Raw genomic sequence first — 20,429 nt, 5'->3', positions numbered from 1 at the left:
ATGCAGCAATCAAAAGAAGAGCGTGTGCATGGAGTTTTCGAGAAAATATATAAAAATTATGATCAAATGAATTCAGTAATTAGCTTTCAGCGTCATAAAGCATGGAGAAAAGATACGATGAAGCGAATGGACGTACAGCCAGGGACAACTTCACTGGATGTATGCTGTGGAACAGCTGATTGGACATTAGCTATGGCTGAAGCTGTAGGTCCAACTGGTAAAGCTATTGGGCTTGATTTTAGTCAAAACATGCTGAAGATTGGGCATGAAAAAGTGAGCCAATCATCATTTTTAAATGTTGAATTATTGCATGGTAACGCAATGAATTTACCGTTTGGAGATAACTCATTTGATTATGTCACAATTGGCTTTGGTCTTCGAAATGTTCCTGACTATATGGCAGCATTGAAAGAAATGTACCGAGTAGTAAAGCCAGGTGGGAAAGTGGTATGTTTAGAAACATCTCAGCCAACCATGATTGGTTACCGACAAGCGTACCTTTTATACTTTAAATATATTATGCCTGCATTTGGGAAGCTATTTGCTAAAAGTTACGATGAATATTCATGGCTTCAAGAATCAGCGCGCGATTTCCCAGGCCCAAAAGAACTGGCTGAAATGTTTAAACAAGCAGGATTTGAAGACATTGAAGTTAAAACCTATACCGGTGGAGTAGCTGCAATGCATTTAGGGTACAAACGAGTATAGAGACAATTGTAATAAATATTAATGTGTAAAGTAGTGTAACATCGAACGATTGAAATGAATTTATAATGCTAGGTGAGTCCAATGAAATTAAAAATGATGTATACTTTTCTAAACACGGATATTGCACTAATTGAAAAAGAATTAGAGCAAAGGATTGAAACAAAAGAGGCATTAATTACAAATGCATCTCTTCACCTTTTACAGGCAGGGGGAAAAAGAATTCGCCCTGTCTTTGTTTTATTAGCCGGCAAGTTTGGCTCTTATGATGTCAATCAGATTAAGCATGTCGCAGTAGCCCTTGAGCTGATACACATGGCGTCTTTAGTTCACGACGATGTGATTGACGATGCGGATATGAGACGGGGTAAGCCAACGATTAAAGCCAAGTGGGATAATCGAATTGCTATGTATACGGGGGATTATATTTTTGCGCGTGCGCTTGAAACTATTACTAAAATTGAACAAGTGGATGCTCATAAAATCTTATCTGATACGATGGTTGAACTAACGCTAGGTGAGATTGAACAAATTAAAGATAAATATGATTTAAATCAAGACTTGCGTACGTACTTGCGTCGTATTAAGCGAAAAACAGCGTTGTTAATTGCAGCAAGCTGTCAGCTGGGGGCAATCGCGGCCGGTGCTCCAGAATCTATACATAAAAAGCTATTCCTGTTCGGTTACTATGTGGGAATGTCGTTTCAAATTACAGATGATATTTTGGATTTTACGTCTTCGGAAGAAAAGCTTGGTAAGCCGGTAGGAAGTGATTTGTTACAGGGGAACATCACACTGCCTGTTCTTTACGCATTAGAGGATCCAGATTTCCGTCTTAAAGTTGAGAGGTTATTTGTAGCAGACAATCAAACGGAGCTTATTTCCGAAATTATTACGTATATTACTTCTTCTGACGTAATTAATCGCTCTGTTAAAGTAAGTGAGCGTTACCTTGAAAAAGCCATGATGATCTTGAAAGAGTTACCAGATAATAAAGCACGTAAAGCGTTATACCAGATTGCTAAGTACATTGGTAAAAGAAAATTTTAAAAAAATATTTTTGGTACGTTGTAAAACAACCTAAAGAGTGGTAAGATTTTCTTGAGTGTGATTACGCTTTCATTCGCTTTACATATCATAACTTCAGGGGTGGAGAGAAAATGATACAACAAACTTTTTTAATGGTCAAACCAGACGGGGTACAAAGAAGTATTGTGGGAGAGATTGTATCTCGCTTTGAAAAAAAGGGGTTTCAATTAGTAGGCGCAAAGTTAATGCACGTATCACAAGATTTGGCTGAAACACATTACGGAGAACATCGCGAAAAGCCATTTTTTAAAGAGCTAGTTGACTTTATTACATCAGGACCAGTATTTGCAATGGTATGGGAAGGGGAAAATGTCATTGCAAATGCACGTCAAATGATGGGGAAAACAAATCCTCAAGAAGCGCTTCCAGGTACAATTCGAGGAGACTATGGGCTTATTGTTGATAAAAATGTTATTCATGGTTCAGATTCTCCAGAGAGTGCCCAACGCGAAATTGCGCTGTTTTTCTCAGAGTCAGAGGTAGTATCATATAACAAACAGCTAAATAGCTTACTTTATTAAGCAGACAATTAGACAATTACCACGAAAAAAAGAGGCTGGGACATAAGTAATTCAGCCAATGATAAACCTGAACGATTGAGAGTTTCTCACTTTTAATCGTTCAGGTTTTTTGTTGATTGTGAAAACAATGTTGAGTGGCCGTAGCGCAATGGAACGAACGTGTTCAGACAAACCAAAAAGATTGGAACAGCTAGTGTTCGTCTCTTAGAAGCAATCATTTTGTTATGTCCCAAACTCTTTTTCTATGGAGAAATTTAACATCGATAAACGAGATTCCGATATAATGGAATAAAAAGAAATATGTAATATGATAGATAGGGGTCTTATTTATGACAAATGAATATGAAGAGTTTGTTCGCAAAATTAAGCTGAAAACAGGTATCGACTTGTCGTTATATAAAGAGGCACAAATGAAACGAAGGTTAGTATCTTTATATGAAAAGAAAGGGTTTACTAGTTTCCATACCTATTATCAAGCCCTAGCTTATCAAGAGGATTTATTGACTGAATTTTTAGATAGAATCACAATTAATGTTTCAGAGTTTTATCGAAATCGAAAGCGTTGGGAAGTGTTAGAAGAAACGATTCTACCTCAGTTAACAAAGGGGAACGAAACGCTAAAAGTCTGGAGCGCGGCATGTTCTACGGGAGAGGAACCATACACATTAGCGATGGTTTTATCTTCATACTATCCGCTTTCACACATTAAAATTTTAGCCACAGATTTGGATGAAACGGTTATTGAAAAAGCCAAAATAGGGTTGTATGCAGAAAAATCACTACAAGAAGTGCCGGTACATATAAAAAACAAGTATTTTACTAGTCAAGGATTGTTTTACAAAGTAAACGATGAGATTAAAAAGGCGGTTACTTTTAAGAAACATAATTTACTTGCGGATCCCTTTTCACAACAGTTTGACTTAATTGTTTGTCGCAATGTGCTTATTTATTTCACTGAAGAGGCAAAGCATCAGCTTTATCAGAAGTTTTCGGATTCATTGAGAAAGGGAGGCGTCTTTTTTGTGGGAAGTACAGAGCAAGTATTTCAACCTCAGAAATATGGATTGGAAGTAGTAGATACGTTTTTTTATCGCAAATTATAATAGGGGCAGTAAAGAGTGCGTTCGCTTTTTTTTGTGTGGTGAAGTAACATAGAGTATGGTATAGTCATATTTAAAAATAAAAATTCAGACGATTTCCTGAAAAATACATAATAGTGGAGGTAGAAAGATGAGATACTTAACAGCAGGAGAGTCGCATGGCCCACAATTGACGACCATTCTAGAGGGTGTTCCAGCAGGGCTGCCTTTAACTGCGGAAGATGTAAACACAGAGCTTGCGCGTAGACAAAAAGGACATGGAAGAGGGCGTCGTATGCAAATTGAAACCGATCAGGTAGAAATTGTGAGTGGCGTTCGCCATGGCTACACGCTTGGATCTCCTATTGCACTTGTTGTTGAAAATAACGATTGGAAGCATTGGACAAAGATTATGGGCATTGAGCCAATTTCTGAAGAAGAAGCCGAAGACGTAAAGCGAAAAATCTCACGCCCACGACCTGGACATGCAGATTTAAATGGCGCAATTAAATATGGACATCGCGATATGAGAAATGTATTAGAGCGTTCCTCAGCGCGTGAAACAACGGTTCGCGTTGCGGCTGGTGCAGTAGCAAAGCAAATTTTAGCTCAGTTTGGAATTAAAGTGGCAGGACATGTGCGTGAAATTGGGGGAATTAAAGCTAATCCTCCAGCATATGAAACTCTTGAACAACTCCAGGAAGTTACAGAGCGATCACCGGTTAGGTGTTTTGATGCAGCTGTTGAAAAAGATATGATGCAAGCGATTGATGATGCAAAAGAAGCTGGAGATTCAATCGGCGGAATTGTTGAAGTCATCGTGGAAGGTATGCCAGCTGGTGTTGGTAGCTATGTACACTATGATCGTAAATTAGATGCTAAAATTGCTGCGGCTGTAATGAGTATTAATGCGTTTAAAGGGGTTGAATTTGGCCTTGGTTTTGAAGCTGCTCGAAAGCCTGGTAGCGAAGTTCATGATGAAATTTTGTGGGATGAAAAAAATGGATACACAAGACGAACAAACCGTTTAGGTGGTTTTGAAGGTGGGATGACTACGGGAATGCCTATTGTTGTTAGAGGTGTTATGAAGCCAATTCCAACGCTCTATAAGCCATTGAAAAGTGTTGATGTTGAAACGAAAGAACCATTTGAAGCAAGTATTGAACGTTCAGATAGCTGTGCGGTTCCTGCAGCTAGTGTCGTAGCCGAAGCAGTTGTTGCGTGGGAGTTAGCATCTACAATCGTAGAACAGTTTGGTCAAGACCAAATTGAAACGATTGCTGAAAATATTAAGCAGATGCGTGAATATGCGAGGGGATTTTAATGGAACAAATTCAAATTGAAACCAAGTCTAAAACATATCCTCTTTATCTAGGTGAAAACATTCTATCTAAACTTCCATCAGTTATCGAAAGCGTAAAGCCAAATGCTTCACAAATTTTAGTGTTGACAGATGAAGCAGTAAACGAGTGCTACGGAGATAAAATGATGGACGCTTTATCTTCGTATTCAACGGTTTATAAATACGTACTGCCTAGCGGTGAACAAGCGAAATCCTTCGAACATTACTATGCGTGTCAAACGTTTGCTTTAGAAAAGCAGCTAGATCGTAATGCTCTTATTATTGCATTTGGAGGAGGGGTAATTGGAGACTTAGCTGGCTTTGTTGCAGCAACTTATATGCGTGGTATCTCATTCATTCAGGTTCCAACAACCCTTCTTGCCCACGATAGTGCAGTCGGTGGAAAGGTAGCAATTAATCATGAACTAGGAAAAAATATGATTGGTGCGTTCTTTCAGCCAGAAGCTGTCTTTTATGACATTGAATTATTAAATACCTTACCTGAAAAAGAATGGCGTTCCGGTTTTGCTGAAGTGATTAAACATGCGTTAATTCATGACGTGGAATTCTATCAATGGCTGAAAACAACGATTAAAACGTTAAGTGATTTACGAGAGAATGCATTAATCCACGCGCTTAAAAAAGGAATCTCTGTTAAAGCAGCGATAGTGAAAGAAGATGAAATGGAAGCGGGTGTTCGAGCGCATTTAAACTTCGGACATACGTTAGGTCATGCCATTGAATCAGAATGTGGATATGGGAAAATTAGCCACGGGGAAGCGGTAGCAATTGGAATGCTTTTCGCCATGGATGTAAGCAACGCTTTAGGAAAAACAGCGTTTCCAGTATCCGAAATTGCTTCATGGTTTAAACAGTTTGGTTATCAAACATCGATTCCTTCACACTTAGAAAAAGAACGTTTATTAAAGAAAATGCAGGCTGATAAAAAGTCTAAGCAAAGTGACGTGTATATGGTCTTGCTCGAAGAAATTGGTCAACCTTATGTTCAAAAGGTGGAAGACGGTCTTATTTTAAACCTGTTAAGTCAGCAATTAGAGAATTCTAATTAAAAAAGTCTCATGGTTGACAATTTTTAGATGAACGTAATACAATGTAGATAGTTTAGAGTTAGTAATAAGTAGTTTAGTTGAGTTTAGGGTAGACGAGAATGAGATAGTTGAGAAGAGCTGAGTCTAGTTAAAATATGACATTCGTTTACCCAAAGGCATGCTTTTTTTTGATATGTCTTTGGGTTTATTTATAATATCTTCTAAAAACACCTCACTATTTCTCATTCTCCATTTGAAATGGAGGAATGAATCACATGACAAACACGTATACTTCCTTTCTGGAAGACTCTTCACACTTTTTAACAATTCCTATCACAAAGACGTTATATGTTGACAGCTTGACCCCAGTTGATCTGTTTCAGCGGGTGCAGGATGAAGCAGTCTATTTACTTGAAAGTAACGATGATACATCACCTTGGTCCAACTATTCATTTATTGGATTAAATCCTTTTTTATATGTTGCGGAAGAAAATGGTGAGTACATCATTAAAGACCGCTATTTACAACCGCGGTTTTCAGCTTCTAGCTTTAAAAATGCTGTTCAAACAGTGGATGAGCATTTTAAAGTAAAGCTTCCTAATCTGCCGCTTCCCTTTAAAGGTGGTGCAGTTGGTTTTATTAGTTATGATGCGGTTTCACAAATTGAAAAAGTACAGGTCAATAAAGAAAATGACTTACAGATGCCAACATTTCATTTTATGTATTGCGAAACGCTATTAGCATACAATCACCAATCAAAAGAGTTAGTTCTTCTCCGCTATGTTCAGCTTAACGAAGGGGATACAGAGGCAGAAAAAAGTAAAAAGTATCAGCTTGCAGTTGAAGATATCAATTCGTATGTTAATCAAATAGTGAATCCCTCAACAAACAAGTTACCGCTTGTCTTTAATTCAGAACAAAAAGACGTAACGTTTAAAGGTGTAACTTCTTCGTACGAGAAAGAGCAGTTTATGAACGACGTTAACAAAATTAAAGAGTATATCAAAAGCGGTGACGTCTTTCAAGCGGTTTTATCCCAACGTTTTCAAGTTCCAACGAAAGCTTCTGGGTTTGATATTTACAGAGTATTGCGACTAGTTAACCCGTCTCCTTATTTATTTTATGTCAAAGTAGACGGTGTGGAATTAATCGGTAGCTCTCCAGAAAAGCTTATTGGAATCGAAAATGGTGAATTAGAAATTCATCCTATCGCTGGAACAAGACGTAGAGGACGGAACGAAGAAGAAGATCAGCATATGTACGAAGATTTAATCCAAGATGAAAAAGAACGTGCTGAACACTATATGCTAGTCGACTTAGCGCGTAATGATATTGGAAGAGTAGCTAAATACGGTAGCGTACAGACACCGGTATTAATGGAGTTGGTTAAGTTTTCACACGTCATGCACTTAATTTCTAAAGTAACAGGAACTATTAGCCCAAGCGTTCATCCAATTGATGCTTTGCTAGCTGCCTTTCCAGCTGGGACAGTATCAGGTGCGCCAAAGGTGAGAGCCATGCAAATTTTAAATGAAATTGAACCTGTTGCACGTAATGTATATGCAGGAACCGTTGCTTATTTAGGGTTTGATGGGAATATTGATTCTTGTATTGCCATTCGAACAATTGTCTTAAAAGATGAAGTAGCTTATGTACAGGCTGGTGCTGGTATTGTAGCAGACTCTAAGCCAGAGCTAGAATGGAAAGAAACCCGTAACAAAGCGAGTGCCTTAATTAAAACGATTCAAATCGCTCAAGATATCTACGACAAAAAGGAGAATGTGTATGTTTAAAGAACTGCTATCAAAATGCTTAAATGGCGAAACGTTATCAGCTGTAGAAGCACAAGAGCTTATGAATGACATTATGAATGGGCAAGTTCCACCTACACAAATTGCAGGTATCCTTACTTTGTTAACTTACCGAGGCGAAACAGTTGAGGAAATCGTCGGCTTTGTTAAAGGGATGAGAAATAACATGAACACAATCTCCATTAGGTATGAAAACGTGATTGATACATGTGGAACTGGAGGAGATGGGGCGTCAACGTTTAATATTTCTACAGCAAGTGCTATTGTGGCATCAGCAGCTGGTGTAAAAGTAGCAAAGCATGGCAATCGTGCCGTTTCATCAAAAAGCGGAAGTGCGGATGTACTAGAGAGATTAGGAGTGGATATTCAAGGAGAGAAGACTGAAGTTGAAGAAGCGCTTGAACGTGTCAACATGTCATTTCTATTCGCTCCTCTTTATCACCCAGCTATGAAGCATGTTGCTCAAACACGCCGGGAATTAGGGTTTCGTACAGTTTTCAATGCGCTGGGTCCTTTAGCTAATCCCACAAATTGCAGCAAGCAGGTAATTGGTGTGTATTCAATCGATTTAGCAAGAAAGCTTGCACAAGCTTTAGTACAGCTTAAAGCTAAACATGTACTGCTAGTTTGTGGTCGAGATGGTCTAGACGAAATAAGCGTAACGACTGAAACAGACGTAGTGGAAGTGAAAGATGGGCGCGTCGTAGAGTATATGCTGTCTCCTGAATCACTAGGTGTCCAAAGGGGAACTATGAAAGAGCTTATAGTAAATGATGCGGCGGAAAGCGCAGCTCTTATTCAATCAATCTTTAAAAACGGTGAGAACAAAATTGCACAGTCAGCGGTTGCTGTGAACGCAGCAGCTGCCATATATGTAAGTGGTGCTGTTCAAACACTAGAGCAAGGAGTCGTTGAAGCGATGCGAATCATCGAAAGCGGTCAGGCATTCGAACAGCTCCAGCGTTTAAAATCTGAAGAGGTGGTTAATCGTGCTTAACAAAATTATTGAAACCAAAAAACAAGAAGTAGCAAACTTAGTGCTACCAGATCCTGTTCAAGTAGAGAAAGTGTCATTCTTAGAAGCTCTTGCAAATTCAAACCGTATGCTTTCACTGATTGCAGAAGTGAAAAAAGCATCCCCTTCAAAAGGACTGATTCAACGAAACTTTAACCCTGTTACGATTGCTAAAGCGTACGAAGCAGGAAAAGCAGACGCCCTCTCAGTTTTAACAGATGAGCAGTATTTTATGGGCCACCGGGCATATTTGACTGAAATAAAACAAAACGTAAACCTTCCTGTTTTGAGAAAAGACTTTATTATTGATGAGCTTCAAGTTGAGGAAAGTGCTCGCATTGGTGCAGATGCTATTCTATTAATTGGAGAAGTCCTTGAGCCTGTACATTTAAAGGAGTTATATGAACAAGCAGGTGAGCTAGGGCTTGATTGTTTAGTTGAGGTTCATTCAGCTGAGACATTAGAACAAATTTTACGCGTGTTAACACCACAGATTATTGGCGTTAATAATCGTAATTTGCGCACGTTTGAGACATCCATTACCCAAACAAAGGATATTGCTCCCCTTATTCCAAAGGATAGCTTGTTTGTTAGTGAAAGCGGAATTTATGAATATAAAGACCTTACTTATGTAAAAGAAGCCGGTGCAAAAGCAATTCTAGTTGGAGAGTCATTAATGAAACAAGATAATCAGCAAGCAGCGATTGGAAATCTATTCGGAGAAACAAGTCATGCACATTAAGTACTGCGGTATCCAAACAATTGAAGATTTTCAATTAGCAAAGGCTGGACTTGCTGATTACGTAGGCTTTATCTTTTATTCGAAAAGTAAGCGGTACGTTACGCCAGAAAAAGTTCAGGTTATGAACTGTTCAGGCTTTGAAATGAAAAAAGTGGGCGTGTTTGTGAATGAAGCTCCTAGCGAGGTATTAGAAACAGCGGTGAAAGCAGACTTACAGGTGATTCAATGTCATGGAAATGAATCACCTGAAGAACTTATTTTTTATAAAAATGTTGGCTATGAAGTTTGGAAAGCTTTGCCTCATGGTCCACAGACGCTACAAGCCATGGAGCGTTATAAAGGCGTTGTTGATGGCTATGTAATTGATAGTAAAGTCAAAGAACAATTTGGCGGAACGGGCGTTGCGTTTGACTGGAATTTTGTCCCGGCCTATACCAATACGGCTCGCTCTTATAGCAAGAAATGCTTTATTGCAGGTGGAATCACAGAATCTAATATTGATAGCTTAATGTACTATCACCCAGATGGTATCGATCTATCAAGTGGAATTGAAAGTGACGGTAAAAAAGATCAACAAAAAATAAAGCGTATCGAAAGGAAGATTTTACATGACATACAATCATCCAGATGAATTTGGTAGATTTGGAGAATTTGGTGGAAAATATGTACCTGAAACGTTAATGAAGCCATTGGAAGAAGTAGAGAAAGCTTTGGATGAAGCTATGCAGGACCCAGCTTTTAAAGAAGAGTATTTATTTCTTCTTAAAAATTATTCAGGAAGACCTACAGCCCTAACTTATGCAGATAACTTAACAAATAAACTGGGTGGAGCGAAGATTTACTTAAAACGCGAAGACTTGAATCATACTGGAGCTCATAAGATCAATAATGCGATTGGACAAATTTTGTTAGCAAAGCGCATGGGGAAAAAGAAAATCATTGCTGAAACAGGTGCTGGTCAGCACGGCGTGGCTACGGCCACGGTGGCTGCTAAGTTTGGTATGGAATGCAAAGTGTTTATGGGAGAGGAAGATATTGAGCGCCAAGCATTAAACGTATTTCGTATGAAACTATTAGGAGCAGAAGTTATTCCAGCTACTTCAGGCACAAAAACCTTAAAGGATGCAACAAATGAAGCGATCCGTTACTGGGTTCAGCACTGTGAGGATCATTTTTATTTAATTGGTTCCGCTATTGGTCCGCATCCTTACCCAAAAATGGTTCGTGATTTTCAAAAAATTATTGGAGAGGAAGCAAAACAGCAGTTTCTACAGGCGGAAGGCAAGCTTCCTAATACGGTAATTGCTTGTGTTGGTGGTGGTAGCAACGCGATCGGGATGTTCTACGACTTTATTAAGGACGAAAGGGTAGAGCTTATAGGAGTAGAAGCTGGAGGAAAAGGTGTTCATACACAGCTTCATGCTGCCAAAATGGAAAAAGGAACTAAAGGCGTTATTCACGGGACGTTAACGTATCTATTGCAAGATGAAAATGGTCAAATTACAGAGCCTTATTCGATTTCAGCAGGACTTGACTATCCTGGAATTGGCCCAGAGCACTCTCACTTATCTTCAATAGGAAGAGTAAGGTATGAAAGCGTAACGGATGATGAGTCGATTGAAGCGCTTCAGCTACTGTCGAAAACAGAAGGAATTATTCCAGCAATTGAATCAGCACATGCGCTTGCTAAAGCATTTGAGGTAGCAAAAACTAAGACAAAAGATGAAAGTATTTTGATTTGTTTATCAGGACGAGGGGATAAAGATGTTCACACTCTTGTTAATTTATTAGAAAGGAAGGAAAAAGAATATGAGCACATTTAAGCAGCGATTACCGAAACATGATACGCTATTTATTCCTTTTATTACAGCCGGAGATCCGCATGAAGATGTCACGATAGAGCTTGCTTTAGCTTTGCAAAAAGAAGGAGCTTCTGTATTGGAGTTAGGCGTTCCATATTCCGACCCTTTAGCGGATGGACCGATCATTCAAGCGGCTTCTAGCCGTGCACTTGCTCAGGGAATGTCTATATCAAAAGCAATTAAACTTGTGCCAAAAATGAGAAAAAAAGGAGTGGAAATTCCGATTATTCTCTTTACCTATTTTAATCCTGTGTTACAATTAGGTTTAGAATCCTTTTTCGCTTTAGTGCGAGAAAATGAAATTGATGGTGTATTAATTCCTGACTTACCCTATGAAGAAAGTACAGAGATTCGCACCCTTGCTGAGCAAAACGAAGTAGCTTATATTTCAATGGTTGCTCCAACATCTAAAGAGCGTATTGAAAAAATCTCCAAAGATGCAACAGGCTTTTTATACTGCGTATCATCCCTTGGCGTAACTGGAATTCGAGAAACGCTTCCTGAGGACTTAGATTCATTTTTAAAGGAAGTTAAGGCTTCGACGTCCATACCCGTTGCCGTGGGGTTTGGTATTTCAACAAGCCACCAGGTTGAAGTATTAAAAGAATACACGGATGGTATTGTAATTGGTAGTGCAATTGTTCACAAAGTTGAGGAACTTCAATCGGTACTTTTAAATAAGGAGACAAGGTCAGAAGGAATAGCAAGTTTTCAAGCGTATATAGCGTCCATCGTTTCACCGATACAAAAATGCGAGGTGTAACAAGTTGAAAGTAAAAGAGCAATTATTAACATTATCTCCATATAAGCCAGGCAAGCCCATTGAGGAAGTTAAAAAAGAATACAACTTAGAAACTGTTGTGAAGCTAGCATCTAATGAGAATCCGTATGGCTGTTCAAATCGCGTGAAGGAAGCTATTTACGAAGAGCTTAATCATATGGCACTTTATCCAGACGGCTATAGTGCAGAATTAAGAACAGCACTGGCTGAATATTTACATGTCAAAGGTGAGCAGCTTATTTTTGGGAACGGTTCAGATGAAGTTATTCAAATTATTTGCCGTGCTTTACTATCACCAGAAACAAATACGGTGATGGCAACACCGACATTCCCTCAATACCGTCACAATGCGGTAATTGAAGGAGCTGAAATTCGTGAGGTTCCGCTTCGAAACGGTGACCACGACCTGTCGGCAATGTTAAGCGCAATTGATGAACAAACGACTGTCGTTTGGGTATGTAGCCCCAATAATCCAACCGGTACCTATGTAAAGCAAAAAGACCTGATGGAATTTATTAAGCAAGTTCCAAAGCATACGCTGATTGTTATGGATGAAGCATATTATGAATACGCAGCACAAGAAGAGGACTTTCCACAAACTGTAGATCTACTGGATGAGTACGAGAATTTAATTGTACTACGTACGTTTTCAAAAGCTTATGGATTGGCTTCACTTCGAATTGGGTACGGCATTGCAAATGAAGCATTATTACAAAGAATAGAACCTGCTCGTGAGCCGTTTAATACAAGTCGTATGGCTCAAAAAGCGGCGATTGAAGCTTTGAAAGATCAAGACTTTATTAATGAGTGCAAGCGTAAAAATGAAGATGGTTTACAGCAATACTATGCATTTTGCGAAAAGAACGGTTTGAATTACTATCCTTCTTACACTAACTTTGTACTAATTGATTTTGGTCAACCAGGCGATGAAGTATTCCAATTTCTATTGGAAAGAGGGTATATTGTTCGTTCTGGCAACGCATTAGGCTTCCCTACATCTGCACGGATTACAATTGGGACAAAAGAGCAAAATGAACAAATTATTCAATTACTTCAAGAGTATGTGAGTAAACATAAATCATTTGCATAATAATGTAGAAATGAGAGTGTGAGATCACACTCTCATTTCATATGTGAAATACGAGGTGACAAAGGTGACAGGAACAGTTTTTGTAATTGGGATGGGCCTAATTGGTGGTTCGTTAGCGTTAAATATAAAGAATACATATGAATCAATGCATATTATTGGTTACGATATTAATGAAGAGCAGGTAAAACTAGCAAAATCGCTAACTGTTATTGACGAAATAAGTAGTTCAATTGAAGCCGGAGCTAAAAAAGCTGATTTCATTGTTATTGCTGTGCCTGTTACACAAGCCGTTCAAGTTGTGCAAGAATTAGAAAGTATTCCTTTGAAAAAAGAGGTTATTGTTACGGATGTTGGGAGTACAAAAGAACACATCGTTCAAACGGCTTCATGCTTACTTTCAAAAGGGATTCAATTTATTGGCGGTCATCCAATGGCTGGTTCACATAAAAGTGGTGTCACAGCATCTAAAGCTCACTTGTTTGAAAATGCAATGTATGTGTTAACTCCTTCTCCTCATACGGAAAAAGAGGCTGTTAATAGACTTAAAAAATTACTGGCAGGTACAAAAGCTAATATCATTGTTCTTTCACCAAAAGAACATGATAAGCTTGCAGGTGTTATCAGTCATTTTCCTCATATCATTGCAGCTAGTCTTGTGCATCAAGCAGAGCATTATCAGCAAGGAAATCCTCTTGTTTCTAAGTTAGCAGCGGGTGGTTTTCGTGATATTACTCGAATTGCATCGAGCAGTCCAGCGATGTGGAGAGATATTTTACTTCATAATCAAGATGCGTTACTTCAAATGTTCGACTATTGGTTAGATGAGATGCACAATGTGCGTAGTATGATTGAGAAGAGAAATGCTGAGAATATCTATGCGTATTTTTCTCAGGCAAAAGAATTTCGCGATCAGCTTCCGGTGCGTTCAAAAGGAGCGATACCCTCTTTTTATGATCTATATGTAGATGTTCCTGACTATCTGGGTATCATTTCAGAAGTAACAGGATATCTAGCAGAAGAAGAAATTAGCATTACAAACATCCGAATTCTAGAAACGCGCGTAGATATCTATGGTGTTTTAAGACTCAGTTTTCAAACCGATGAAGATCGTAAAAAAGCAAAAGTGTGCTTAGAGGGCCGAGGTTATCAAACGTTTATTTCATAATGTAGTTGCAAGAGACTGAGATATAAGCAGTTCAGTCCTTACTATACCTGAACGATTGAGAGTTCATAACTTTTAATCGTTCAGGTTTTTTTGGTTGATTGTGAAAACAATGTTGGAAACAGGGTGGAATGGAGCGTAGGACACTCGACTCCTGCGGGAAAGAGAGGGAAAACGGAGATCCCGCAGCGCAGCGAGGAAGCTCAGGTTCCTCCCCGCGGAAAGCGAGTGATCGTAGCGCAATGGAACGAACGGGTTGAGACAAACTAAAGAGATGGGAACAGCTAGTGTTCGTCTTTTAGAAGCAATCATTTTGTTATGTCCCAAACTCTTATTATTCAATCCGTTTTGTTGAACAAAACAGTAATCTCATTTATTATAGGGACTACTAACAAATTTGTTTATAACCATTAGTAAATACAATCGATCATACTAAGTGATGAAAACATATAGACGAAGTGATAAAGGAGATTATAGGATGACGAAATTAGATCGTGCTATACGATATGTAGAGGAAAATGAAGTTGAAAAAGGGTTAGCGCTTATCAATGAGCTGAAGCATGAAGCAACCGACGAAGAAAAGTTTCTAATGATTGAGCAGCTTCACGAATGGGGACTTGTAAATGAAGCGTTACCTTTAGTAGACGAGTTAATTAAGAAGTATCCATCCGAAGGTGAGCTCCATTTATTAAAAGCAGAGATTTTAATTGATTTAGAGGAAGAAGAAGAGGCTATTCACATCTTAAGTCAAGTAGCAACGACTGACTCAAATTACGTAGCAGCTTTAATCTTGATGGCGGATTTATACCAAATGCAAGGTTTAACGGAAGTAAGTGAGCAAAAGCTACTTGAAGCAAAACGCCTATTGCCAACTGAAAAAGTAATTGATTTTGCACTAGGTGAATTCTACAGTAGTCAAGGAATGTATCAGCAATCTATTCCTTATTTTGAAGAGGTATTAAAAACAGATAAAGAACTAAATGGAATTGACTTAAGACAGCGTCTGGCAGAAAGTTTAAGCGGAGTTGGGAAATTCGAAGAGGCTCTACCGTATTTTCATGATGCGTTACAAGACAAGCTAGAAATCAACACGTTATTCGAATACGCATTTTCAGCGTATCAAGCTGGGCATTATCAAACAGCTATTGAGAAGTTTGTAGAGTTAAAAGAGTTAGATCCTCAATACCATTCTTTGTATTTATATTTAGCAAAATCATACGAGCACGAAGAGTTGCTTGAAGAAGCTGCAGCTGCAGTCAATGAAGGAATTTCTCAAGATGAATTTCAAAAAGAACTTTATTTCTTTAAAGGGAAAATTGCGTTGAAGCGCGGTATAGAAGAAGAGGCAGAAGCTGCTTTTAAACAAGCCATTGCATTGGATCCGGGATATGTTGAAGCAATTTTAACATTATCTAAGCTATATATGAGCCAGGAGAAATATGAAGAAGTCATTGAGTTAATTACCCATGCTAATGAATACAATGAGCATGACCCAAACTTTGACTGGGATTTGGCAAAAGCTTATCAGGAAACGGAAGAATATGAAAAAGCAGCAACTCATTATGAAGCAGCATCTCGCGTTTTCTTAGATGAATATGCGTTTCTTGAAGAGTACGGCTATTTCCTACTGGAAGAAGGAAATAGAGAAAAAGCCAAAGAAATGTTTAAAAAATTACTAGTCTTAGACCCATCATCAGTTGAAATTCAAGACATATTATTTCAACTGGAAGAATAAATAATAGTTCAAAGGATTTTCTAATTGTCATGTGGAATATTAATCTGTAAAAGGTGTTTAAGACCTGTAATTAAACACAGAGGAGGGAAGTGAGACTATGACGACCCCTGTTACTGTCAACGAAAAGAAAGAATTTGTTCGCTGGTTTTTAACAAATTATCAATTGAAACGCCGAGAATGTGTATGGATTTTAAACTATTTAATGAGTCATGATCAACTGATGCAGCGCGTTCACTTCGTAGAGCAAGCACAGTTTTGTCCTCGAGGAATGGTCATGTCAACACATTGTGTAGAAGACCCACCGTTTCGCTTTTATAAAGAAAACATCATGACAACGGATGCGGAAAAATCATTTCATGATATTCGATTAAATCGTGATGAAGACATTTATATTCAGCTTAATTTTCGCTCATTATATTCATCAACACAATATGTTGCGGTGTTAGAAGAAAACCCATATATGCCCAAAACAGTGCAAACAAATGAAAAGGATCGGCTCTTTGCAGAGCAAGTGTTGGAACAGTCCATTCAACGCTTCCAACGTTCAAAGGTTATGGAGCTAATTGATAAAGCATTAGACGAAAATAACAGAGAAGAATTTGAGCGTCTAACGACATATTTAAATAAGCATTACCAAGCAAAATAATTCAAAAAGAGATTGGCTACAGTAGCAGTAAAGTCAATCTCTTTTTCCATATGTAAAAAGAGATGTACAGCAATGACGGGGTGAAATGTAAATGAAATGGCATGTGAAAGACGTTGAATTATATCTACAATCTAAAGAATATGTAGATTCAATTATTATTCCGCTGATTCCAATTGATTTTGGAGCAGCCATGAAAACAACCGCAGCAATGAACGAGTACACAACGATTATTACATCAGAATTAGAAAGACAATTTAAAGGACGAGTTCTACTAGCACCAAGTTTTACATACTTAAAGCAATTAGGAGCTCAACATGCTCTCAAGAATCTGATAGATTGGAAGAATCAAGTGAGTATTAGCGAGACAAAGCATATTTTTTTCTTAACGAATGACCGTGACTGGATTGCTTATGATCAAGAGCTAGAATCAAAGTTAATATGGATTCCAACGCTTCCTTTAGAGCATATGGAAGAAGCTCATAAGCAAAGAGTAGTTGCAAATCAAATTGAACAAATTATTCCAGATTTCTTGGAAAAGTGGAAAAGCTAAACCTTAATAAGATAAGAATGGAAGCGTAAACAAAAAATAACCAAAAAATTTAGAAAAATAAAGGTTATTTCCATGTTTTAGGGGTTGCTTATATTGACCTTGCATGCATATTGATATATCATGAAAATGTCCTAGTTTAATAGAATAAATCATCATGTTTCCACACTATGTTCAAGGGGCTGAGCTTTTAATAGAGGGGGGAATATCATGAGTGAGAAAGACCATCGGGTATCAAGACGACAGTTTTTAAACTATACTCTTACTGGTGTAGGAGGGTTTATGGCTGCCGGTATGCTCATGCCAATGGTAAGGTTTGCGGTTGATCCAGTGTTGAAAAAAGGGGTAGACCAGGATTTAGTGGCTGTCGCACAAGTGGATGACATCACAGCTGAACCGAAGCGTGTTGACTTTAAAGTAAATCAAGTTGACGGTTGGCATGAGTCGGAAGAACCGCGTTCAGCTTGGGTTTACAAAGATAAAGATGGAGAAATTGTAGCTCTATCACCAATTTGTAAGCACTTAGGCTGTACTGTTAACTGGGCTGGTGACAAAGCACATCCAAACCAGTTTTACTGTCCGTGTCATGACGGAAGATATTACAAAGACGGAAAGAACGTAGCAGGCACTCCACCGATGGGTCCGCTAGATGGATACGTACAAAAAGTAAAAGATGGTACATTGTATCTTGGAAAAGCCAAACCACGGGGAGGGGCATAGAGCATGCTAAATAAGATCTATGATTGGGTAGACGAGCGGCTTGATATTACCCCATTATGGCGTGATATTGCCGATCATGAAGTACCTGAACACGTCAATCCAGCTCACCACTTTTCAGCGTTTGTTTATTGTTTTGGTGGCCTGACGTTTTTTGTAACCGTTATTCAAATTTTATCTGGTATGTTTTTAACGATGTACTATGTACCGGATATTAAAAATGCATGGGAATCTGTTTATTATTTACAAAATGAAGTTGCATTTGGTCAAATTGTTCGTGGTATGCATCATTGGGGAGCTAGCCTTGTTATTGTCATGATGTTTCTACATACACTTCGGGTTTTCTTCCAAGGAGCATATAAAAAGCCAAGAGAACTAAACTGGATTGTAGGAGTTTTAATCTTTTTCGTTATGTTAGGTTTAGGATTTACAGGCTATTTATTGCCATGGGATATGAAAGCGCTATTTGCTACAAAAGTAGGGCTACAAATAGCTGAGTCCACGCCAATTATTGGTCAACAAATAAAAACGTTGTTATCAGGACATCCAGATATTGTTGGTGCCCAGACGCTTACTCGATTCTTTGCGATTCACGTCTTCTTCTTACCTGGTGCTTTGCTGGGATTAATGGGTGCTCACTTCTTAATGATTCGTAAACAAGGTATTTCTGGTCCACTATAAGTTAAAAAATTTAATTTATATGTGAGAAATATGTGAAGAAAGGGAGGGAGAATCGGCATGCATCGTGGTAAAGGGATGAAATTCGTCGGTGACTCACGTGTACCTGCTGAAAGAAAACCGAATATTCCAAAAGACTATTCGGAATTTCCAGGTAAAACGGAAGCATTTTGGCCAAACTTTTTATTAAAGGAATGGATGGTAGGTGCGGTCTTTTTAATTGGTTATCTTTGTTTAACTATCGCGCATCCTTCTCCATTGGAGCGGATTGCAGATCCGACTGACACGGGATACCTGCCATTACCAGACTGGTATTTCTTGTTTTTATACCAGCTTTTAAAGTATACGTATGCTTCAGGTCCATATAACGCTATTGGAGCCTTTATTATTCCAGGTATCGCTTTTGGTGCGCTCATGCTTGCACCGTTTCTTGATCGAGGTCCTGAAAGAAGGCCAGCAAAGCGCCCGCTAGCAACAGGCTTTATGTTATTAGGAGTAGCCGCGGTATTTTACTTAACGTGGGAGTCAGTTGTAAGTGTGGATTGGGAAGCAAAAGAAGCTCAGGGGGAAATCCGTGAAGAAGTAGCGATTGATACGGAAGCAGACGGCTACAAAATTATGCAAGAGCAGACGTGCTTAACCTGTCATGGTGAAAATCTTCAGGGAGGACCTGCAGCGCCAGCGCTAACAGGATTAGATTTATCTGCTGAAGAAATCGCAGATATTGCTAAAAATGGTCAAGGTAGTATGCCCGCTGGCATTTTTAAAGGTTCGGATGAGGAGTTAAAGACGCTGTCTGAGTTTATAGCAAATATAGGGAAAGAAGAATAAAAAAATGAGACTGAGACATAAGTAGTTCAGCCTCTACTATACCTGAACGATTGAGAGTTCATAACTTTTAATCGTTCAGGTTTTTTGGTTGATTGTGAAAACAGGGTGGAATGGAGCGTAGGACACTCGACTCCTGCGGGAAAGAGAGGGAAAACGGAGATCCCGCAGCGCAGCGAAGAAGCTCAGGTTCCTCCCCGCGGAAAGCGAGTGGCCGTAGCGCAATGGAACGAATGTGTTGAGACAAACCAAAGAGATGAGAACAGCTAGTGTTCGTCTTTTAGAAGCAATCATTTTGTTATGTCCCAAACTCATTTTTTTTTTGGAAAATAACTTTATAATGATGAAGAAATTGTCATATCGTAATTCATATGAAGCGAAAGAGAGGTGTTCACGTTGAGTTGGTTTTGGTATACGTTAAAAGATAAGCGTTTTTTAACATTTTTACTAATCGTCAACATCTTGGGAACAATCTATGGTTATATTTGGTATGGGAATCAGCTGTCACAAACTCCTGCTCGTTTCCTTTTGTTTGTTCCAGATAGTCCGACAGCAAGCTTGTTTTTTGTTATTGTTTTAATTGGTTTTTTATTAAAAAAACAACTTCCACTATTTGAAGCTTTAGCAATGATTACGCTATTTAAATATGGAATTTGGGCAGTTGTAATGAATCTCCTTGTCTATTTGACAACAGGGCAAATGGATGCCATCATGCTTATGCTTATGGGATCACACGGTGCTATGGCTGTTCAAGGTTTATTGTATTCACCGTTTTACAGAATTAAGCTTTGGCATTTAGCAATTGCGGCTGTTTGGACTTTACATAATGACATTATCGACTATGTGTTTTTTATGATGCCAAGGTATAGCATGCTAAATGACTATATCCCTCAAATTGGTTACTTTACGTTTTGGTTGAGCATCTTTTCAATTTTGTTAGCATACATATTAGCGGTTTTACCGCTTCAAAAAAAACAGCATGCTTATGAAAAAAATTAAAAAATAGGCGAACCAAACAAGCCCTCATATT

Annotated in this window: 23 protein-coding genes; all 23 read left to right on the top strand. The window is 38.5% G+C overall.

The window, feature by feature from the left end; all coding sequences use genetic code 11:
* The 23 genes from AC1UFB_RS10675 to lhaT all read left to right on the top strand — a co-directional run bounded on the left by AC1UFB_RS10675 (window position 1) and on the right by lhaT (window position 20,398).
* Complete coding sequence (locus AC1UFB_RS10675; protein ID WP_100346883.1) at window positions 1-708, top strand: demethylmenaquinone methyltransferase; 708 nt, start codon at window positions 1-3, stop codon at window positions 706-708.
* Between the two features lie 81 nt (window positions 709-789).
* Entirely contained in the window at window positions 790-1,755 is a 966-nt protein-coding gene (gene hepT, locus AC1UFB_RS10670; RefSeq protein ID WP_100346884.1) for a heptaprenyl diphosphate synthase component II, read from the top strand.
* 110 nt (window positions 1,756-1,865) lie between these two features.
* The gene (ndk, locus tag AC1UFB_RS10665; protein ID WP_025908386.1) at window positions 1,866-2,315 is read left to right on the top strand and encodes a nucleoside-diphosphate kinase; all 450 of its coding nucleotides are present in this window, start codon (window positions 1,866-1,868) and stop codon (window positions 2,313-2,315) included.
* 329 nt (window positions 2,316-2,644) lie between these two features.
* Window positions 2,645-3,418, top strand: a complete 774-nt coding sequence (locus AC1UFB_RS10660; RefSeq protein WP_482589167.1) for a CheR family methyltransferase — start codon at window positions 2,645-2,647, stop codon at window positions 3,416-3,418.
* A 127-nt stretch (window positions 3,419-3,545) separates the two neighbouring features.
* Window positions 3,546-4,718, top strand: a complete 1,173-nt coding sequence (gene aroC, locus AC1UFB_RS10655; RefSeq protein WP_100346885.1) for a chorismate synthase — start codon at window positions 3,546-3,548, stop codon at window positions 4,716-4,718.
* Window positions 4,718-5,806 (top strand): 3-dehydroquinate synthase, encoded by a 1,089-nt coding sequence (aroB, locus tag AC1UFB_RS10650; protein WP_025908792.1) that lies wholly within the window; start codon window positions 4,718-4,720, stop codon window positions 5,804-5,806. Before aroC ends, aroB begins: the two co-directional genes overlap by 1 nt.
* A gap of 254 nt (window positions 5,807-6,060) precedes the next feature.
* Window positions 6,061-7,578 carry an anthranilate synthase component I gene (gene trpE, locus AC1UFB_RS10645; protein ID WP_061785462.1) on the top strand — a complete coding sequence of 506 codons (1,518 nt, stop codon included), beginning with the start codon at window positions 6,061-6,063 and terminating at the stop codon, window positions 7,576-7,578.
* Complete coding sequence (trpD, locus tag AC1UFB_RS10640) at window positions 7,571-8,593, top strand: anthranilate phosphoribosyltransferase (protein ID WP_078989321.1); 1,023 nt, start codon at window positions 7,571-7,573, stop codon at window positions 8,591-8,593. The genes trpE and trpD overlap by 8 nt, the downstream gene beginning before the upstream one ends.
* A complete protein-coding gene (gene trpC, locus AC1UFB_RS10635) occupies window positions 8,586-9,353 on the top strand; it encodes an indole-3-glycerol phosphate synthase TrpC (protein WP_061785464.1) in 768 nt (255 codons plus the stop codon). The genes trpD and trpC overlap by 8 nt, the downstream gene beginning before the upstream one ends.
* Window positions 9,343-9,984 (top strand): phosphoribosylanthranilate isomerase, encoded by a 642-nt coding sequence (locus AC1UFB_RS10630; RefSeq protein WP_061785465.1) that lies wholly within the window; start codon window positions 9,343-9,345, stop codon window positions 9,982-9,984. Before trpC ends, AC1UFB_RS10630 begins: the two co-directional genes overlap by 11 nt.
* Window positions 9,962-11,176 (top strand): tryptophan synthase subunit beta, encoded by a 1,215-nt coding sequence (gene trpB / locus AC1UFB_RS10625; RefSeq protein WP_025908797.1) that lies wholly within the window; start codon window positions 9,962-9,964, stop codon window positions 11,174-11,176. The genes AC1UFB_RS10630 and trpB overlap by 23 nt, the downstream gene beginning before the upstream one ends.
* Window positions 11,163-11,978 (top strand): tryptophan synthase subunit alpha, encoded by an 816-nt coding sequence (gene trpA / locus AC1UFB_RS10620; RefSeq protein WP_061785466.1) that lies wholly within the window; start codon window positions 11,163-11,165, stop codon window positions 11,976-11,978. The genes trpB and trpA overlap by 14 nt, the downstream gene beginning before the upstream one ends.
* Window positions 11,979-11,982: 4 nt before the next feature.
* Entirely contained in the window at window positions 11,983-13,086 is a 1,104-nt protein-coding gene (gene hisC / locus AC1UFB_RS10615) for a histidinol-phosphate transaminase (RefSeq protein WP_061785467.1), read from the top strand.
* Between the two features lie 64 nt (window positions 13,087-13,150).
* Complete coding sequence (locus tag AC1UFB_RS10610) at window positions 13,151-14,251, top strand: prephenate dehydrogenase (protein WP_100346887.1); 1,101 nt, start codon at window positions 13,151-13,153, stop codon at window positions 14,249-14,251.
* A 123-nt stretch (window positions 14,252-14,374) separates the two neighbouring features.
* Window positions 14,375-14,518, top strand: a complete 144-nt coding sequence (locus tag AC1UFB_RS10605) for a hypothetical protein (protein WP_482589164.1) — start codon at window positions 14,375-14,377, stop codon at window positions 14,516-14,518.
* A gap of 208 nt (window positions 14,519-14,726) precedes the next feature.
* Window positions 14,727-15,983 (top strand): tetratricopeptide repeat protein, encoded by a 1,257-nt coding sequence (locus AC1UFB_RS10600; protein ID WP_078989324.1) that lies wholly within the window; start codon window positions 14,727-14,729, stop codon window positions 15,981-15,983.
* Window positions 15,984-16,080: 97 nt separating this feature from the next.
* Entirely contained in the window at window positions 16,081-16,629 is a 549-nt protein-coding gene (locus tag AC1UFB_RS10595) for a ReoY family proteolytic degradation factor (protein ID WP_025908803.1), read from the top strand.
* Window positions 16,630-16,720: 91 nt separating this feature from the next.
* Window positions 16,721-17,179, top strand: a complete 459-nt coding sequence (locus tag AC1UFB_RS10590; protein ID WP_061784786.1) for a YpiF family protein — start codon at window positions 16,721-16,723, stop codon at window positions 17,177-17,179.
* Window positions 17,180-17,386: 207 nt separating this feature from the next.
* Window positions 17,387-17,896, top strand: coding sequence for a Rieske (2Fe-2S) protein (locus AC1UFB_RS10585; RefSeq protein WP_025908805.1), 510 nt, complete (start codon window positions 17,387-17,389; stop codon window positions 17,894-17,896).
* A 3-nt stretch (window positions 17,897-17,899) separates the two neighbouring features.
* On the top strand, window positions 17,900-18,574 hold the full coding sequence (qcrB, locus tag AC1UFB_RS10580; RefSeq protein ID WP_025908806.1) for a menaquinol-cytochrome c reductase cytochrome b subunit: 675 nt from the start codon (window positions 17,900-17,902) through the stop codon (window positions 18,572-18,574).
* Between the two features lie 57 nt (window positions 18,575-18,631).
* Window positions 18,632-19,402 (top strand): menaquinol-cytochrome c reductase cytochrome b/c subunit, encoded by a 771-nt coding sequence (locus tag AC1UFB_RS10575; RefSeq protein WP_025908807.1) that lies wholly within the window; start codon window positions 18,632-18,634, stop codon window positions 19,400-19,402.
* A 105-nt stretch (window positions 19,403-19,507) separates the two neighbouring features.
* Window positions 19,508-19,669 (top strand): hypothetical protein, encoded by a 162-nt coding sequence (locus tag AC1UFB_RS10570; RefSeq protein WP_326046449.1) that lies wholly within the window; start codon window positions 19,508-19,510, stop codon window positions 19,667-19,669.
* A gap of 126 nt (window positions 19,670-19,795) precedes the next feature.
* Window positions 19,796-20,398, top strand: a complete 603-nt coding sequence (lhaT, locus tag AC1UFB_RS10565; protein WP_061784787.1) for a lipoprotein heptaprenylglyceryl N-acetyltransferase LhaT — start codon at window positions 19,796-19,798, stop codon at window positions 20,396-20,398.
* Window positions 20,399-20,429 lie beyond the last annotated feature (31 nt).

The sequence above is a fragment of the Priestia sp. KCTC 13724 genome (genome assembly GCF_056820425.1).
Note: the sequence above shows the minus strand (reverse complement) of the source record. Positions and strands in the feature narration are given on the sequence as shown.

Bases quoted from the DNA above. Each gene is read 5' to 3' on its own strand.
- AC1UFB_RS10675 (WP_100346883.1), top strand. From the start codon at position 1: ATGCAGCAATCAAAAGAAGAGCGTGTGCATGGAGTTTTCGAGAAAATA.
- hepT (WP_100346884.1), top strand. From the start codon at position 790: ATGAAATTAAAAATGATGTATACTTTTCTAAACACGGATATTGCACTA.
- ndk (WP_025908386.1), top strand. From the start codon at position 1,866: ATGATACAACAAACTTTTTTAATGGTCAAACCAGACGGGGTACAAAGA.
- AC1UFB_RS10660 (WP_482589167.1), top strand. From the start codon at position 2,645: ATGACAAATGAATATGAAGAGTTTGTTCGCAAAATTAAGCTGAAAACA.
- aroC (WP_100346885.1), top strand. From the start codon at position 3,546: ATGAGATACTTAACAGCAGGAGAGTCGCATGGCCCACAATTGACGACC.
- aroB (WP_025908792.1), top strand. From the start codon at position 4,718: ATGGAACAAATTCAAATTGAAACCAAGTCTAAAACATATCCTCTTTAT.
- trpE (WP_061785462.1), top strand. From the start codon at position 6,061: ATGACAAACACGTATACTTCCTTTCTGGAAGACTCTTCACACTTTTTA.
- trpD (WP_078989321.1), top strand. From the start codon at position 7,571: ATGTTTAAAGAACTGCTATCAAAATGCTTAAATGGCGAAACGTTATCA.
- AC1UFB_RS10630 (WP_061785465.1), top strand. From the start codon at position 9,343: ATGCACATTAAGTACTGCGGTATCCAAACAATTGAAGATTTTCAATTA.
- trpB (WP_025908797.1), top strand. From the start codon at position 9,962: ATGACATACAATCATCCAGATGAATTTGGTAGATTTGGAGAATTTGGT.
- trpA (WP_061785466.1), top strand. From the start codon at position 11,163: ATGAGCACATTTAAGCAGCGATTACCGAAACATGATACGCTATTTATT.
- AC1UFB_RS10600 (WP_078989324.1), top strand. From the start codon at position 14,727: ATGACGAAATTAGATCGTGCTATACGATATGTAGAGGAAAATGAAGTT.
- AC1UFB_RS10595 (WP_025908803.1), top strand. From the start codon at position 16,081: ATGACGACCCCTGTTACTGTCAACGAAAAGAAAGAATTTGTTCGCTGG.
- AC1UFB_RS10590 (WP_061784786.1), top strand. From the start codon at position 16,721: ATGAAATGGCATGTGAAAGACGTTGAATTATATCTACAATCTAAAGAA.
- AC1UFB_RS10585 (WP_025908805.1), top strand. From the start codon at position 17,387: ATGAGTGAGAAAGACCATCGGGTATCAAGACGACAGTTTTTAAACTAT.
- qcrB (WP_025908806.1), top strand. From the start codon at position 17,900: ATGCTAAATAAGATCTATGATTGGGTAGACGAGCGGCTTGATATTACC.
- AC1UFB_RS10575 (WP_025908807.1), top strand. From the start codon at position 18,632: ATGCATCGTGGTAAAGGGATGAAATTCGTCGGTGACTCACGTGTACCT.